The organism is Cupriavidus sp. CPT47-8839-RL05A, assembly GCF_058792255.1.
In genome coordinates this window covers 127,216-141,289 of record NZ_JBYTEG010000002.1, presented here as the reverse complement: position 1 = coordinate 141,289, position 14,074 = coordinate 127,216, and the positions used below count along the sequence as shown (strand labels likewise).

Here is a 14,074-nt window from a genome sequence, read left to right as displayed (position 1 = left end):
CGTTTTCAACTAGGCCATGCCCTGAATATATATGACCAGTCGTCTATTTAAAATCGCAAAAAAATCTCAGTACAACAAGCGCTTGAGGGTGACTTGCAGAAATCGTCGGCAGGCGTCGCCATTGCGCTCGACCTTGCTGCGCAGGACCGCCCCTTCCCAGGCTTCGATAATGATGGACGCGAGCTGCGCGGAATCAACGTCCGCTGGCAGTTCCTGGCGCAGCCTGGCCTCATCAAGGCAGGCTGTGATGATACCTTCCCAGCGCGCCAGAATGCGCTCCAGAGCCGTTCGGACTTCACCGCTGGTATTGGACAATTCGAGAGAAAGGTTGCCCACCAGGCACCCGAGCCTGAAATCTTGTGCCGCGTGGTCCGCCACCAGCAACTCGAACAACTTTTCGATCCTGGCCAACGGCGTGATGCGCGCGTCATACATCACTTTGCCATGGCGTTGCTCAATGGCATCCCAATAGGCTTCGAGCACTTCGGCGGCAAAGGCTTCCTTGCTGTCGAAATAGCTGTAAAAGGAACCCTTGGGAACATCGGCGGCAGCGACGATGTCCTGCACGCCGGACCCGTTGAAACCGGCGCTGTGAATCACACGACCACCGTCGATAAGCAGCCGGCTACGGATTTCGGGGTTGGGGAGTCTTGGCACGTCGCAATAGTTAGTGAGCAGATGGGAAGGACAATAGACGACTGGTTGACTATTTGTCAAGCGCCCGATGGCGATCGTCTATGCTTTCAGCGCGCGCATCAGCTCGGCAACCAGGCGATCGGCTTCAGTCTGAGTGCGCAGATTGGTAAACCCCATCATCAAGCCACGCCGCCCTGGCGCACCGTACCGCCAGGCGGTCAGCGAATGGACGGCGAATCCTGCCTTGCGCGCACGACGGGCCATCGCCAGATCGTCAAGATCGTCCCTGACGTCGATCAGAAGGTGCATGCCGCCATCCTGCAGGCAAACAGTGAAGCCGTCCGTCTTGTATGGCGCCAGCGCCTCGGCCAGCATTGCGCGTCGTCGCGCGTAAAGCGTGCGCATGCGTTTGATATGCCGGGCGAAGTGCCCCTGCGCAATAAACTCCGCCACCACGGCTTGCAAGAGTTCGGGGCAGCCGCCATGCACCGTGCGCCTGCAGGCCAGATCCATGGTCGGCACCAGACTTTGTGGCACGACCACGTAAGCGAGCCGTAGCCCCGGGTACAGCACCTTGCTAAGCGTGCCGCAATAGATCACCCGGTCGCATGTGTCCAGGCTCTTCAAGGCCGGCAACGGGTGGCCGCGGTAACGAAACTCGCCGTCGTAGTCGTCCTCGATGATCCATGCGCCGCGCTCACCGGCCCAGTCGAGCAGTTCGACGCGACGTTGCAGTGTCAGTGCCACGCCAGTCGGGCTCTGGTGCGATGGCGTCACTACGGCCAGGCGCGCCTCTGGAAAATGCTGACGCCCAAATTCGACGTCGAGGCCATGATCATCCACTGGCACATTCCGGACCTGCAGGTTCAGGCGCCTGAGTGACTGGGCAGTCGGAGGGTAGCTGGGATCCTCAACCCAGGCGCTTTCGCCCGCCAGCCTGAGCGCATCCGCAATCAGCGCAAGGCTGGCCGTATAAGCCGGCACGACGAACACCTGGTGCGGCTGGGCGTCGATGCCCCGTGAGCGCTGCAGGTAAGCGGCCAGCGCTTCTCGCAGCGGGCCAAATCCGGCTGACGCCGGCCTGGTCAGCGAGCCGGCGCTGCGTATTTGCCGCGCCATCAACCTCGTCCATAGTTTTCGCGGGAACTCATCCAGCGCGGGAAGCCCCAGTTGCAACGGCGCGGGGATTCCACCATCCGTTTCGAGTGAAACCTCGGCAAGTTCCTGGTCCGGTGGCGTGCGGCTGGATCCAGCCGCGGCGGCCACGCGGTGGGGGCGCGATGGCGCAATTTGCTCGGAAACGAACGTTCCCGCAGGGCCTCTGGCGATGAGGTAACCTTCACCCAGGAGCCGCTCATAGGCGACCTGAACGGTCCCGCGCGCCACGCCGAGCTCGCCTGCAAACGCACGCAAGGATGGCACCCGCTGCCCGGGTTTCAGTTGCCCTTGCTGGATCGAGGCACGAATCCGAGCGTAGATCTGCTCATGCAGCGGCGCTGCGTTGGATGGGTCCTGAGCCGGTGACTTCGTCATAGCCTGGCAGACGTATCCGGGCAGTGCCGCAACGCCGATGCATGGGAACGCGAATCATTGCCGGCGATGGCAACGGATCGGATGTGGGTGTGATCTTGACCTCCGATCATACCCCAGGGCGCGCATCCGCCGGGACCCGGCCCGTGACGGCCTGAGAAAGCAAATGGGCGGAGATTCAGAGTCTCCGCCCATGCCCCTGAAGGCATGGGCGATGATGCGCTGCGCGTGATGTGCATCGATGAGGCCGCCTTCCGCGAAATCCTGAGCCGTCTCGTGAAGTGTCTTCAGCAGTTTGCTAGCCATGGTTCGCCACCTCGATCAGTTTGCCCTGCGCAAAAAAACGCCTGCTGGGCAAGCAGGCGGCAGGGAAGTTTCTCGCGACGGGACGCACCCGGGAGAATGCGGAGCGATCGGGAAGACGCTCCACGGATGCAGTATCGCGCCCGGCGCGTGACCGCTCCATCAGGCATGCCTTAAATCGGCCGTGTAGTTGGCACCCTGCGTGCCGCCTTGCGACTCCAGCCCGTCTGCCAGCTGTTCCAGTTCAGCATGGAAAACCTGCCAGTCCGGACCAATGGCAACCAGCCCCGAGCGCCGGACCGCCTGCTCCAGCCAGCGGCACGCCTGGCTCTGCAGCGCATGGCCCATTACCGACAGCGCCCCGGCCAAGCCGTGCAACCGTTGGGCAAACGCTTCGGCGTCGCCCGCCAGCAGCGCCTCGGCCAGTGCGCGCTGGTCGCGCCGCAGCGCGTCGGCATGCAGCAGTGTGTCGCCGCCTGCATGCTGGCCCGGCGTTGCCCGCGCGGCCATATGGGCGCCGGACAGGTCTTCCAGCAGTAAGCGCAGCGTGCCCAGCCCCACCGGCTTGGTCAGGCATCGGTCGATGCCGGCCTGCTGGCATCGCTCGGCCACATCGGGCCCCACGCTGGCGGTGACGGCAACGATCGGCGTGGCCAGGCCGGCATCGCGCAGGCGCCGCGCCAGCGTGAAGCCGTCCATGCCAGGCATCTGCAGATCGGTCAGGACCAGGTCGTAGTGCCGGCCCGATGCCATCAACAGGGCCTCGGGCCCGTCACTGGCCAGATCGACCTTATGCCCCAGGTTTTCAAGCTGCTCCCGCATCACCACCTGGTTGATCGGATGGTCTTCCACCAGCAGCAGCGCCAGCTGCGCGGCAGGCGCATGCTCGCGCGCCGACAGCGGCGCCTGCGTTTCCGTCACCTCCACGCCTGCCGCTGCCGCGATCGCCGCGAGCAAGCCGCGCCATGCATAGGGCGATGCCACCACCGGCGTCTGCGTCAGGTCCGGCACTGCCGGCGCCATGGCCGACACCACCACATCGGCGTCATTGCAGCGCGGCATGGCCTGCTCGTCGCACACCAGGACATCGACCGGCGTGGCCGGCGGCGCGGCGGGGTCATACTTGACCGCCCGTGCGCCATAGAACTGCAGCAACTGCTCCACGCCCTGGTAGAGCTCGCGCAAGGTGACATTGAGGCCGACCGTCAGTCCACGCAGCGCGGTCCGCGGCCAGGCGTCGGCCGACGCCGCGGCACCGGCGCTGGCCAGCGGCAGGCTGACGGTAAAGCAGCTGCCCAGGCCGGGCTCGCTGACCACCCGTATCTCGCCAGACATCAGTTCGACCAGCCGGCGGCAGATCGACAAACCAAGGCCAGTGCCGCCGTAGTGGCGCGTGTCCGGCTGCTCGGCCTGGACGAAAGGCTCGAACAGCCGGATCTGGTCTCGCCCGGCGATGCCGATGCCTGTGTCGATGACGCGGATTTCCACGCTGCCGCCCGCCTTGCGCATGGCCGTGACGATCACCTTGCCTTGCTCGGTGAATTTCACCGCATTGCTGATCAGGTTGGTCAGGATCTGTTCGAGCTTGACCACGTCAGCCATCACCGGCTCTACCAGCGAAGGATCATTGATGCAGAGCAGGCGCAGCTGCTTGCGCGCCGCTTCCGCGGCAAAGCGCCGGGTCACCTCCTCGACGACTTCCTCGACGCGGCACGGTCGCAGCTGCAATGACATCTGCCCGGCCTCGATCTTGCTGAAGTCCAGCACGTCATTGATGATGTAGATCAGCGACTGCGACGCGTGCTGCATCACCGCCAGCTGATCACGCTGGCGCAAATCGAGCCGGGTCATGCCGAGCAGCTCGATGCTGCCCAGCATGCCATTGAGCGGCGTGCGGATTTCGTGGCTCATGGTGGCCAGGAACGACGATTTGGCATGGTTGGCGGTATCCGCCGCGCGGATCGCCTCGCGCAAGCGCGCTTCGCTGCGCCGCGCCTCGGTGACGTCGTTGAGTGCGTACAGCACGGCGGCACGACCTTCGTAGGTAATTTCTACCAGCCGCACCTCCAGGGACCGCATCTCGCCGTTGCGTCCGGCCATGTCCACCTCGAAACGGGGCAGTACCTGCGGCGGGCCTTCAGCATTGGCATGGCCGCCGCTCAGGCGCGCGTCGCAGGCATCTTGCAGCTGCGTCAGCCCGGCGGCAGTGGCCTGCTCGATGATGGCCTTGGCGGCGGTATTGGCCAGCAGCACTTGCCGCGTGCTGCGCTCGACGATCATCAGGCCCACCCCGGCCACTTCAATCACGAAGCGCCCGAGCGCATCGCTTTCCTGCAGGCGCAAGGACTGGCGCTGCGCCGGGCGCATGATGCGGCGGTCGATCAGCCAGATCCACGCCAGGATCAGCATCGACAGCGAGCCGCTCAGGCCCAGCATCCACAAGGCGTTCCTCCGGAACTGGTGCCATACATGGCCCAGTTCGACCACGCCGACCGTGCGCCAGCCCCACGCGTCAAGCTGGTATTCCAGCACGACGACATGATCCAGCAGCCCTTGCCATACCAGCGCCGATCGCACCCTGCCCGGGTGCGCGCCCTGCGCTGCCAGCGATGCCGCGACCGGCTGGCCGAGGGCGCCGGCCGGCATGCCGTCCGCGCTCAGCACCATGCCGCCATCGGTCACCAGCATGAAATCGCCATCGATGGTCTGCCCGTCCGGCAGCATCGGCGACAGCGGGAACTCCATGGCCAGGATCGCGGCCGGCTCGCCGCCGGCTTGCACCAGGGTGGCGAAGGTCACGGTGCGCATGCCGCTGACCCAGTCCTGCGCCGGCGGCAGCACCACCGCCTGGCCCGGGTGGGCGCGCAGGCGTGCGACCAGCGCGTCATTGCGCAGGCGCGCGAGCGTCTCGCGCAGGAAGGTCCGGGGCACGCCATCGCGCTGCATGAGCGCGCGTGCCGGGTCCAGCCGGCGCGGGATGACATAGAGCTGGTCGGCCTGCAGGTCTACCAGGTAGGCGTTCTGCACCTCGCGGTATTGCTGGTTGTTGACGCGGAAAGTGAACGTCATCATGTCGGCCAGGCTTTTCAGCCTGGCGGCCGGCGCCCTGGCGGGGGCAGGCGGGACCAGCAGCGGGCTGTACTGGCGGTCGCCCCGGCGCCGCAGGCGGTCGGTCCATTGCTCATCGCTGACGGCAGCCAGTTCATCGGCCAGGCCGATATCGGAAAGCCGCGTCAGCGATCCCTGCGCGCGCACCGTCAGCGCCTCGGCCCAATGCAGCTTTGCCTGCAATTGCTCGGACTGCGACTGCAGCACCATCTCCTGACGCTCGACCGCCTCGTGCAGGCGATAGCGCAGCAGCACCCCCCAGGACAGTACGGTCAGTCCCAGCACGCAGGCCGAGAACAGGTAGACCAGATAACGGATCTGGCGAATGCTCAACGGCAACGCGGAGCTGCTGTCGATCGACATCAGCCGTTTCATTGAATACCTCGTCTTAACATCGAGACTGTCCGCAGCGTCCGGCCAGTGCATGGGTCGTAGTGCACGCTGCGGCAAGCGGCGTGCCGGGCCTCACAACATGCCGCGCCGGATGGCAAAGGCGGCAAGCTCCACGTCGTTCTCGGCGCCGATCTTGCGCATGACGCTCTGCTTTTGCGTACTGATCGTCTTGACGGTCCGGCCGGTGCGCAAGGCGATCCCGGTAACGGACATGCCCGACAGGTAGAGGCGCAGCACTTCGCTTTCACGCCTGGTCAGCAACTCCGCCCAATCGCCGTCCGGCGGACCGCTGCAGGACCTGCCCCAGATCAGCGTGCAAGCGATTTCCGATACGGAAGCCAGCCCCAGGTATGCCATCCAGACCGCCTTCATGATCTCGTCGACGCCGTCCCTGGCGGTCACGACATTGCGGCAGCCGTCCTTGAGCAACTGCAGTACGGTGGCGCGGTCGGCGACGTTGGCGATCGCGACCACGCGCTGCCCGCCCAGTTCGGCGAGCCGCGTGCCAATTCGCGCATAGCCGGAAGGCTCGCGGTCTTCGGTGTCCCACAGCGGGTAACGCAGTGTCACGACATCACACGAGCCTTGCCGCAGCGCTTGCACCAGGCTCGGTTCGTCGCCCACCACGCCGGCCAGTTCGATGCAGGCGCTGGCCGCGAGCCGCCGGCCCAGCAAGCGACGCATGACAGGTTGCGAGTCCGCGATGATCACCCGGATTTTTTCCATGGCGCCTTAGGCTCCAGCGTTGTCATTCCTGCGTTCAGGATGAACCATGCGCCTGGCTTTCGAAATCAGCCAAGCCTGAAAAAAGCGGGGATATTTCCGAGGGGAGGAATAGCGCACTCGCCGTCGCACGGCAGGAGCCGGCCGGCATCGGCACAGTCAGGAGTGCTGTTCAGCGGAGGGAGGGGAAATGCGACGCGGCCCGGGGACCGGCCCGCAAGGGAGGGGACGATGCCAGGATCAGGGGCCGCCCAGCAGGCCGTTTGTCCTGGCGTACTCGTAGAGTTCGTAGTCGTTGGTCAGGCCCAGCTTCTTCATGGCGATGCTCTTCTGCGCGCTGATGGTCTTGCTGCTGCGGTTGGCCTGGCGCGCAATCTCGATGACCGGGACACCAGCTGCACACTGCCGTATCACTTCCAGTTCGCGGCGCGTCAGGACCGGCCGCTGCGACGGCTCATCCAGGCCACCCGAGGCCAGGATCGCACGCACCGATGCCGGCTGGTAGCTCAGCCCGCTGAACGCGGCACGTACCGCCGGCACCAGCTCCTGGACCGGATCGGTCTTGTTCAGGATCACGGAAATGCCGACCTTCTGGATATTGCGAATCAGCGCCGGATTATCCAGCATGGTCATCACCACGATCCGGGTGGTGGGATAACGGCGGCGCAGCATCTGCAGCATCGGCAGGCCGTCGCCAAACTGGCCGCCCGGCATGGAGTAATCGGTCACGATAACGTCGCAATCCGTGCTTTCAAGCAACTCCACCAATTGGGTGGAATTTGCGGCACTTCCGACGATTTGCGTGCCCACTTCGTTCGCCAGCACCCGGCTCATCCCGTCAAGCACGACGGGGTGGTCGTCTGCGATGATTACCTTGATCATTTACGATCCCCCTTGTTTTAATCGGCTCTGCGGCCGCCTACCGGTGCGCCGCCGAACCGTGCCGGCATTCAATGCCGGTCATTTTCGCTGATCTGAATATTAGGAGTCTTCCGAAAAACCCAAATTAAGGCATTCCTTAAATAGTATCCGGCCAATCGCGTCGGGCCGCATGCTGGCTGCCCTCATGGTTTTCATGATCGTCAAAGTATGCGGCAAGATACAACGCCAGGTTGTCGACATGGGCTTGCACGGCTGCCAGCGCCTGGGCGGCATCCAGCTCCAGTTCCCGGCACAGTTCGACGATCTCCTCGCCATCTTCGGCATGCGCCATGGCCCCCCTCATACGATGGGCATGATGGCGGATTGCCTTCAGTTCCCCGCTGGCTGCCGCGGCGGATAGTTGCTTGAAATCCTCGCGCATGGTGCGCTCCAGCAACGCCATGCTGGCAACGTTATCCTCCACGCGGGCGGAGCCAGCCGTGCCCGCGGCCCCTTGTGCCAGGCCAGGCACATGCGCCGGCAGCACGTCGCGCAGACACTCGGCCAGGTCGCCCAGCAGGATCGGCTTGGACAGGTAGCGATTCATGCCGGCCTCCAGGCAGCGCTCGGCCTCACCCTGCGCGATGCTCGCGGTAAGCCCGACGATGGGCAGCGTTGCCCCCTGCGCGCGCAGCCTGCGGCTCAGTTCGTAGCCGTCCATGCCGGGCATGTGGACATCCGTCAGCATCACGTCAAACTTGTGCTGGCGCAACACGGCAAGCCCTTCTTCGCCACTGGCCGCAAGCGTCGGCCGGCAGCCAAGGCGCTCAAGCTGCTGCTGCATCAGCAGCCGGTTGTAGGGATGGTCGTCGACCACCAGTATCTCCAGCCCAAGCTGCGGCGTGGGGTCGACAGGCGCAGCCAGCGGCGGCGCACTGACCGGCGTCATGCCGGCCGCCTTGCAAAACGCCCGCAGGATGCCCGCCTGATGATAGGCATTGACCAGCCAGCTGCCGGCGATCAGCTGTGGTTCCGCCGGGCCATCGGCGCGCAAAAAGACCAAGCCGGCATAGCCTTCGGGAATGGCCTCGATGTGGCGGGTGGCAACAAGCAACACCATCCCCGGTTCCGGCGCCGGCCCACGGCAAGCGACCGCCCTGCAGCCCATGGCGCGCAGATTGTCGATGGCATGGTTGCGAATCTCGTCATTTTCCGACAGCACGGCCACCGGCGGCAACACCGGCTCCACCTGTTCGCGCGGCCCGGCTTCCGGCAACCTCAGCAATACTCGGAAGACGCTGCCCTTGCCCGGTTCGCTCTGCACGGAAATACTGCCGCCCATCAGGGCGGCCAGGCGTCTGCAGATCGACAAGCCCAGGCCCGACCCGCCAAAGCGCCTTGCGGTCGAAGCATCTGCCTGCACGAAAGGCTCAAACAGCCGCGCCTGGACCTCTGGCGCAATGCCTGGCCCGGTATCCGCCACCTCAAGCCGGATGCCGATCCTGCCGTCCGCATCGGGCGCTTCGCTCTGGGGCGCGCGCTGCAGGCGCACGATGACATGGCCCTCTGCCGTGAATTTCAGCGCGTTGGCGAGCAGGTTGCCGATAATCTGGCGCACCCGCACCGGATCCCCGATCAGGCAAGGCAAGCCGGGCTGTGGATAGAACGGCAGCGCAATGCCTTTTTGCAGCGCGATCGGCGCCTGCGCGCGAACCGTCGATTCCAGCAGGTCGACCGGATCGAACGGCACGGCGTCCAGTTCGATCTGGCCGGCTTCCGCGCGGGAGTAGTCAAGCAGGTCATCCAGTATCTGCAGCAAGACTTGCGACGAGGACTGGATGGTCGACAGCATCTCGCGCTGGCTGTGTGCCAGCTTTGTCAGGGACAGCAGCTCCAGCGTGCCCAGCATCCCGTACAGCGGCGTCCGGATTTCGTGACTCATGGCGGCCAGGAACTGCGATTTGGCGGCGCTTGCCTCATCCGCCAGCTGGCGTGCGCGCGAGAGCGCGCGGTGCGCTTCGCGTTCGTCGGTGACATCATGGATCGCACACAGCAGTACGTCTTCACCCTCGAAGCGGGTGTGGCGGCCGACAACCAGCAAGTCGCGTGCCCCCCCGTGGTCGGATGGCACCTGCAGCTCCAGCCGCGCGGGCTGGTCACCCCGCCGCGCCAGCATCTCGTCCAGCCATGGCCGGCCCGCCGTGCGCGTGTCGAGCGGCAGCCATTGCGCGGCCAGCGCGTTCTCGACCCGTACATGCGCATCGGCTGTGCGCACCACCCGCAGGCCGACCGGCGCGGCCTGCATCACGGTACGGTTGAAGCGTTCGCTATCCTCGATCCGTTCAGCGTTTTGCTGCATCGGCACCAACACCCGGCGCCGCAGCGTGCCGGCACCGGTCAGCACCGCGAGCACACCAAAGCCGTAGAGCAGAAGCGCAGCCGCCAGCGCCGGGCCATGATCCGCCAGCGCCTGAGACAGCGGATAAGCGTAGGCCGCGCGCCAGCCACGGTCGCGTGCCATGAGGCCAATCATCAGGCTGCCCTGCTCGAACCAGTAGGCGACGTTTTGCCGGCTGCTGCCCAACTCACGCGCCACCCGCTCACCCAGAGCTTGCGGGCGCAGCCAGCCGGCGTCGCTGCCCTGGTACAGCAGTCGCCCTTGCTCATCGAAGAACATTGCCCGCCTGCCTGACGCGGGGTGCGTGGCATCCGGGATGCTGACGTCGTCCATCAGCGCGCGTGCAGGAATGGCCGTCGCGCCATACGCCACGAGATTTCCGCTGGCGTCGCGGACTGGCAGGAAGCAGCTCAGGATCGGGCCCCGCTCGATGGTGCCCTGGTATGGCCCGGTCCACAGCGGTGAGGCGACCGGCGTCTCAGGTTGCGCTTCGCGCGACCGGTTCGCCAGCGCTTTGGCCCAGTTGCTGACAACATCAGCGACCAGCGGCCCGCTCAACGCCAGCGCACCCGGAAGCGCCGGTGTCACGAATGCCTGGCTCCCGTCAGCAGACAGGAAAACCGAGCGCATCCCCTGCGGCGCCTTACCCCAGTATGCGCGCTCGAAGATGGCGAATCGAACGATGTGCGAAATCGTGTCGGGACGCCCCGCCGCTGGCGCGGGCGCGCCCGTCAGCATGGTGGCCTGATTGGTCAGGCCAGGCACTTCGACGGTACGGGCACTGCCTGGAGGCACGCCCGTCAGCATGGCTTCGAGCTGGCCAGCCAGGCGGTCGCTGCGCGCCAGCCGATACTCCGGCCCGGAGATTTCTGCCATGCGCCGGATGAAATACTCGTGCGTAGACTTTACCTCCAGAACCGCGCCGAAATGCAGGCGGTTGGCCGACGCCTGTTCCCAGAGGATGCGCTCAAACAGGCTATGGAGGAACAGGGCAAGGAAGCTGCTGATCACGACGATCAGCAGGGCAACGACAACGGTGAGCAGGCGTCCGTGCACCTGCGTGTTCGCGCGAGACAGCCAGTTGACCATTGGCGACCCTCCTTCTCGGCAACCTGCCTGAGGCCGGTCCGGGCACCGGGCATCAGCAAGTGCCCACGATGGATATGGCAATGCCTCCGGATTATGCATCAACATTGCGGATCGTCGGGGCCGCCATGCCCAGGATGCAGGTGGCCGGCGTGCGCCGGGGAGGCAGAGCCGAAGCTGGCCAGGGGGCATATGCCCCGGCATAAGCGGGGCATGTCAAATCAGGACATGGCGAGTGACGCTGGTGCTGCCTGGCGGCAGCACCAGGCTTCTTGCCGCGCGTGCTTGCGCACGGCAAAAGATCGGACGGAGTCTTTCCGGGCGCCCCGCTTCACAGACCGGTCATGGTGGACGTCATCGCCGCTGTCCCCGCCATTTGATGCGAAGCTGTCATGCCCGGGAGTCAATACGTCATTGGGAGCAATGTCGGTACGCAGCCGGCGGTCGGACAAGATTGTTTCAGGCTCGATCAACGGCACCCCGCGTCCACGATCTGGTAAGTCGTGCCCGCTTCGCTGCCAGCCTTCGGCAAGACATAGTCCAAAGTGCAGCGCTGTGCAGCGCCCTTGCCCCAGCTCACCATCAACTGGCCGGAATCTGCCTTGAGACCGCGCGCAATGACACGACCACCCTGAGCGACGGTACCAATGCTCTGCCCTTGCGCGCCCGTCACCTCCGCGCCAAACGGCAGCGGCTTCCCATCCGGCCCATTGGCACGCAGAATCGCCGCCCGCCCTGGGTTGTCCGTCTCGAACTTCATCTTCACGATCGCACCCGCGGTCGGCGCCACGTTCTGCTGCGTGGTCTTCAGCTCCACGCTCATCGGCAGCCCTTTCGGGTCGATCTCGATCTGGTTGGTGGCGAACGGCGTCAGGGTCGGCACCAAGGCGTGGCCCCAGGGGTCCACGCGCAGGCCGCTGCCGTTGGCCAGGCGCGCGCCCGCGGCATCCTTGGCCTCGATGATGGCCATGGTGTCGCCCATCGTCGGGGTGAACGCCACGCCGCCCGCATAGGCCACGATGCCGCCGCTGATGCCCAGGCCTGCCTGCGAGAAGTTGCGGCCCGTGCTGGCGCTGGCCGTCATGGTAGCCATCGGCGACACATAGCCGACGTTGGCGCCGACAGAAGCAGCATCCCTGGTGTTGCGGCCACCGGTGTAGCCGGCGTTCACGCCATAGGTGAAGGCGTTGTCCTGGCCCAGGGTGCCCGTCACTGTTTCCTGCAGCGACGTGCCGCCCGTGGAATCGTGGCTCAGGCTGGTCATCGAGTACGGCGCGTGCTGGCCCTTGCCCAGCGGGATACCCACGTTGAGCATCACCCGGGTGTCCCACTTGCCTGAGCCGACGTTGAACTGGCGCGACGCTGAGACGCCATAGTTGATGCGCTTGTAGCTGTTGTTATAGCCCGCCTGGAACTGGGTATCGGAACCGCCGCGGTTCCAGTAGTTCTGGGTGGAACCGGACAGGTAGAACGAACCATAGCCTTGCGGCAGCATCTGGTTGATGGTCATCTGCAGGCGTCCGCGCTGGATGCCGCCCAGGAACATGCCAGGGCTCAGGCCGCGCTGGTCCAGGTCGCGCAGCGCCATGGCATCGGTCATGCTCAGGTAGCCGCTGCTGGAATAGCGGTAGGCGGCCACCGTCAGGTTCGTATTGGTCGGTGCCACCCGCTTGCTGTACGACAGCCGCATGCTCTGGCCGCTCCGGTTGGGTGCATTCTGCAGGTTGGTCCAGGCCTGGGTCACGTCGGCGCCGAAGGCACCGAAGTCCGTGTTCAGCGCCCCGCCGCCCATCACCGCGGTGTAGTCCTGCGCCGCGATGACGCCGCCGTAGCCGGTCACCATATTGCTGATGCCGTGCTGCACGGTTGCCTGCATCAGCATCGGCTTGCTCTGGATCGACGTATTGCGGTACTGGCCGACGGTCACGCTGTAGCGCGTGACGCCCGGGCGCAGCGCATTGACGGCTGCGGCGTAGGGCACGCGCGAGGTATGCACGCTGCCATCGGCCTCGGTGACCACCACCTCGAGATCGCCGCCGTAGCCGGTCGGATACAGGTCATTGATCTCGAATGCGCCGGGGGCCACCGTGGTTTCGTAGATGATGTTGCCGCCCTGGCGGATCTGCACGCGGGCGTTGCTGTTGGCAATGCCATGGACCACCGGCGCATAGCCGCGCTGAGATTCCGGGTACATCCGGTCGTCGCTGGCAATCTGCACGCCACGGAAGCCGAAACTGTCGAACATGGTGCCATCGGTGAAGGCATCACCGATGATCAGCTGGCTCCTGATCGGCGCAATCGAGCGCTGCAGGCTGGTCTGCACGCTCTGGTAGCGCGTGCCCTCGACGTCGCCGTGCGTCAGGTTGCCCAGATGGCGGAAGCGCCAGCCACCGAAGTTGAGTCCGGCGTTCACCCCGACATAGCCCTGCGTGGTCGATATCCCGCTCGAATCGGAGTGGTAGACGTTGGCGTTGTACTGCAGGCGCGCCGCGGTCACGCCTTCGTCCCAGTACTTGGGATCGACATAGCCGCGCGCCGAGCGCGACATGGCAATCTGCGGCACCGAGACGTCCAGGCGCTGCTCGCCGTTGTCGAAGCTGGCCGTGGCATCGGGGATCAGGTCGGGCAGCGATACGCAGCCCGTGTCCAGCCGCGCCGACGTCTCCGGTGCCAACCTGGTCAGGTCCACCCCCACGCGCTGGATCGCGGCACGGTCAAAGCACGGCTGCACATTGCGGCTGTCTTCGCCCACCTGGCGCATCGTCACTTCGGCACGGCCCAGCCAGACTTCGTTGACGTACAGCTCTGCGCGATAGTTGCCCGGCAAGGCCACGTTGCCCTTGTTGAAGCGGCTCACGTCGATGCGGGCACCGCCGGGCTGCTGCAGAAAGGTGTCGTTGAATTCCACTTCCGCCACCAGCGTCGGCGCGCCGGTGGGCGCCGCCCACGCGCCTACGCCAGCGAACAAGGACAACACCACCGCACTGGCCGGACGCAGCCGGGACGGGAAGGAAGAGGTCTTCTGGGTTTTCATGG

Annotated in this window: 7 protein-coding genes; all 7 read right to left on the bottom strand. The window is 65.4% G+C overall.

Annotated features, from left to right (window positions below; genetic code table 11):
• Positions 1 to 66: 66 nt before the first annotated feature.
• A complete protein-coding gene (locus AC3WVS_RS02715) occupies positions 67 to 657 on the bottom strand; it encodes a TetR/AcrR family transcriptional regulator (protein ID WP_492317280.1) in 591 nt (196 codons plus the stop codon).
• Between the two features lie 78 nt (positions 658 to 735).
• The gene (pdxR, locus tag AC3WVS_RS02710) at positions 736 to 2,169 is read right to left on the bottom strand and encodes a MocR-like pyridoxine biosynthesis transcription factor PdxR (protein ID WP_492317279.1); all 1,434 of its coding nucleotides are present in this window, start codon (positions 2,167 to 2,169) and stop codon (positions 736 to 738) included.
• Positions 2,170 to 2,631: 462 nt separating this feature from the next.
• On the bottom strand, positions 2,632 to 5,952 hold the full coding sequence (locus tag AC3WVS_RS02705; RefSeq protein WP_492317278.1) for a hybrid sensor histidine kinase/response regulator: 3,321 nt from the start codon (positions 5,950 to 5,952) through the stop codon (positions 2,632 to 2,634).
• Between the two features lie 90 nt (positions 5,953 to 6,042).
• Entirely contained in the window at positions 6,043 to 6,654 is a 612-nt protein-coding gene (locus AC3WVS_RS02700; protein ID WP_492317277.1) for a LuxR C-terminal-related transcriptional regulator, read from the bottom strand.
• A gap of 279 nt (positions 6,655 to 6,933) precedes the next feature.
• The gene (locus AC3WVS_RS02695; RefSeq protein WP_492317276.1) at positions 6,934 to 7,575 is read right to left on the bottom strand and encodes a response regulator; all 642 of its coding nucleotides are present in this window, start codon (positions 7,573 to 7,575) and stop codon (positions 6,934 to 6,936) included.
• A 136-nt stretch (positions 7,576 to 7,711) separates the two neighbouring features.
• Positions 7,712 to 11,041 (bottom strand): hybrid sensor histidine kinase/response regulator, encoded by a 3,330-nt coding sequence (locus tag AC3WVS_RS02690; protein ID WP_492317275.1) that lies wholly within the window; start codon positions 11,039 to 11,041, stop codon positions 7,712 to 7,714.
• Between the two features lie 466 nt (positions 11,042 to 11,507).
• Positions 11,508 to 14,072 carry a fimbria/pilus outer membrane usher protein gene (locus AC3WVS_RS02685; protein ID WP_492317274.1) on the bottom strand — a complete coding sequence of 855 codons (2,565 nt, stop codon included), beginning with the start codon at positions 14,070 to 14,072 and terminating at the stop codon, positions 11,508 to 11,510.
• Between the last annotated feature and the right edge of the window lie 2 nt (positions 14,073 to 14,074).

Bases quoted from the DNA above. Each gene is read 5' to 3' on its own strand.
- pdxR (WP_492317279.1), bottom strand. From the start codon at position 2,169: ATGACGAAGTCACCGGCTCAGGACCCATCCAACGCAGCGCCGCTGCAT.
- AC3WVS_RS02705 (WP_492317278.1), bottom strand. From the start codon at position 5,952: ATGAAACGGCTGATGTCGATCGACAGCAGCTCCGCGTTGCCGTTGAGC.
- AC3WVS_RS02700 (WP_492317277.1), bottom strand. From the start codon at position 6,654: ATGCGTCGCTTGCTGGGCCGGCGGCTCGCGGCCAGCGCCTGCATCGAA.
- AC3WVS_RS02695 (WP_492317276.1), bottom strand. From the start codon at position 7,575: ATGATCAAGGTAATCATCGCAGACGACCACCCCGTCGTGCTTGACGGG.
- AC3WVS_RS02690 (WP_492317275.1), bottom strand. From the start codon at position 11,041: ATGGTCAACTGGCTGTCTCGCGCGAACACGCAGGTGCACGGACGCCTG.
- AC3WVS_RS02685 (WP_492317274.1), bottom strand. From the start codon at position 14,072: ATGAAAACCCAGAAGACCTCTTCCTTCCCGTCCCGGCTGCGTCCGGCC.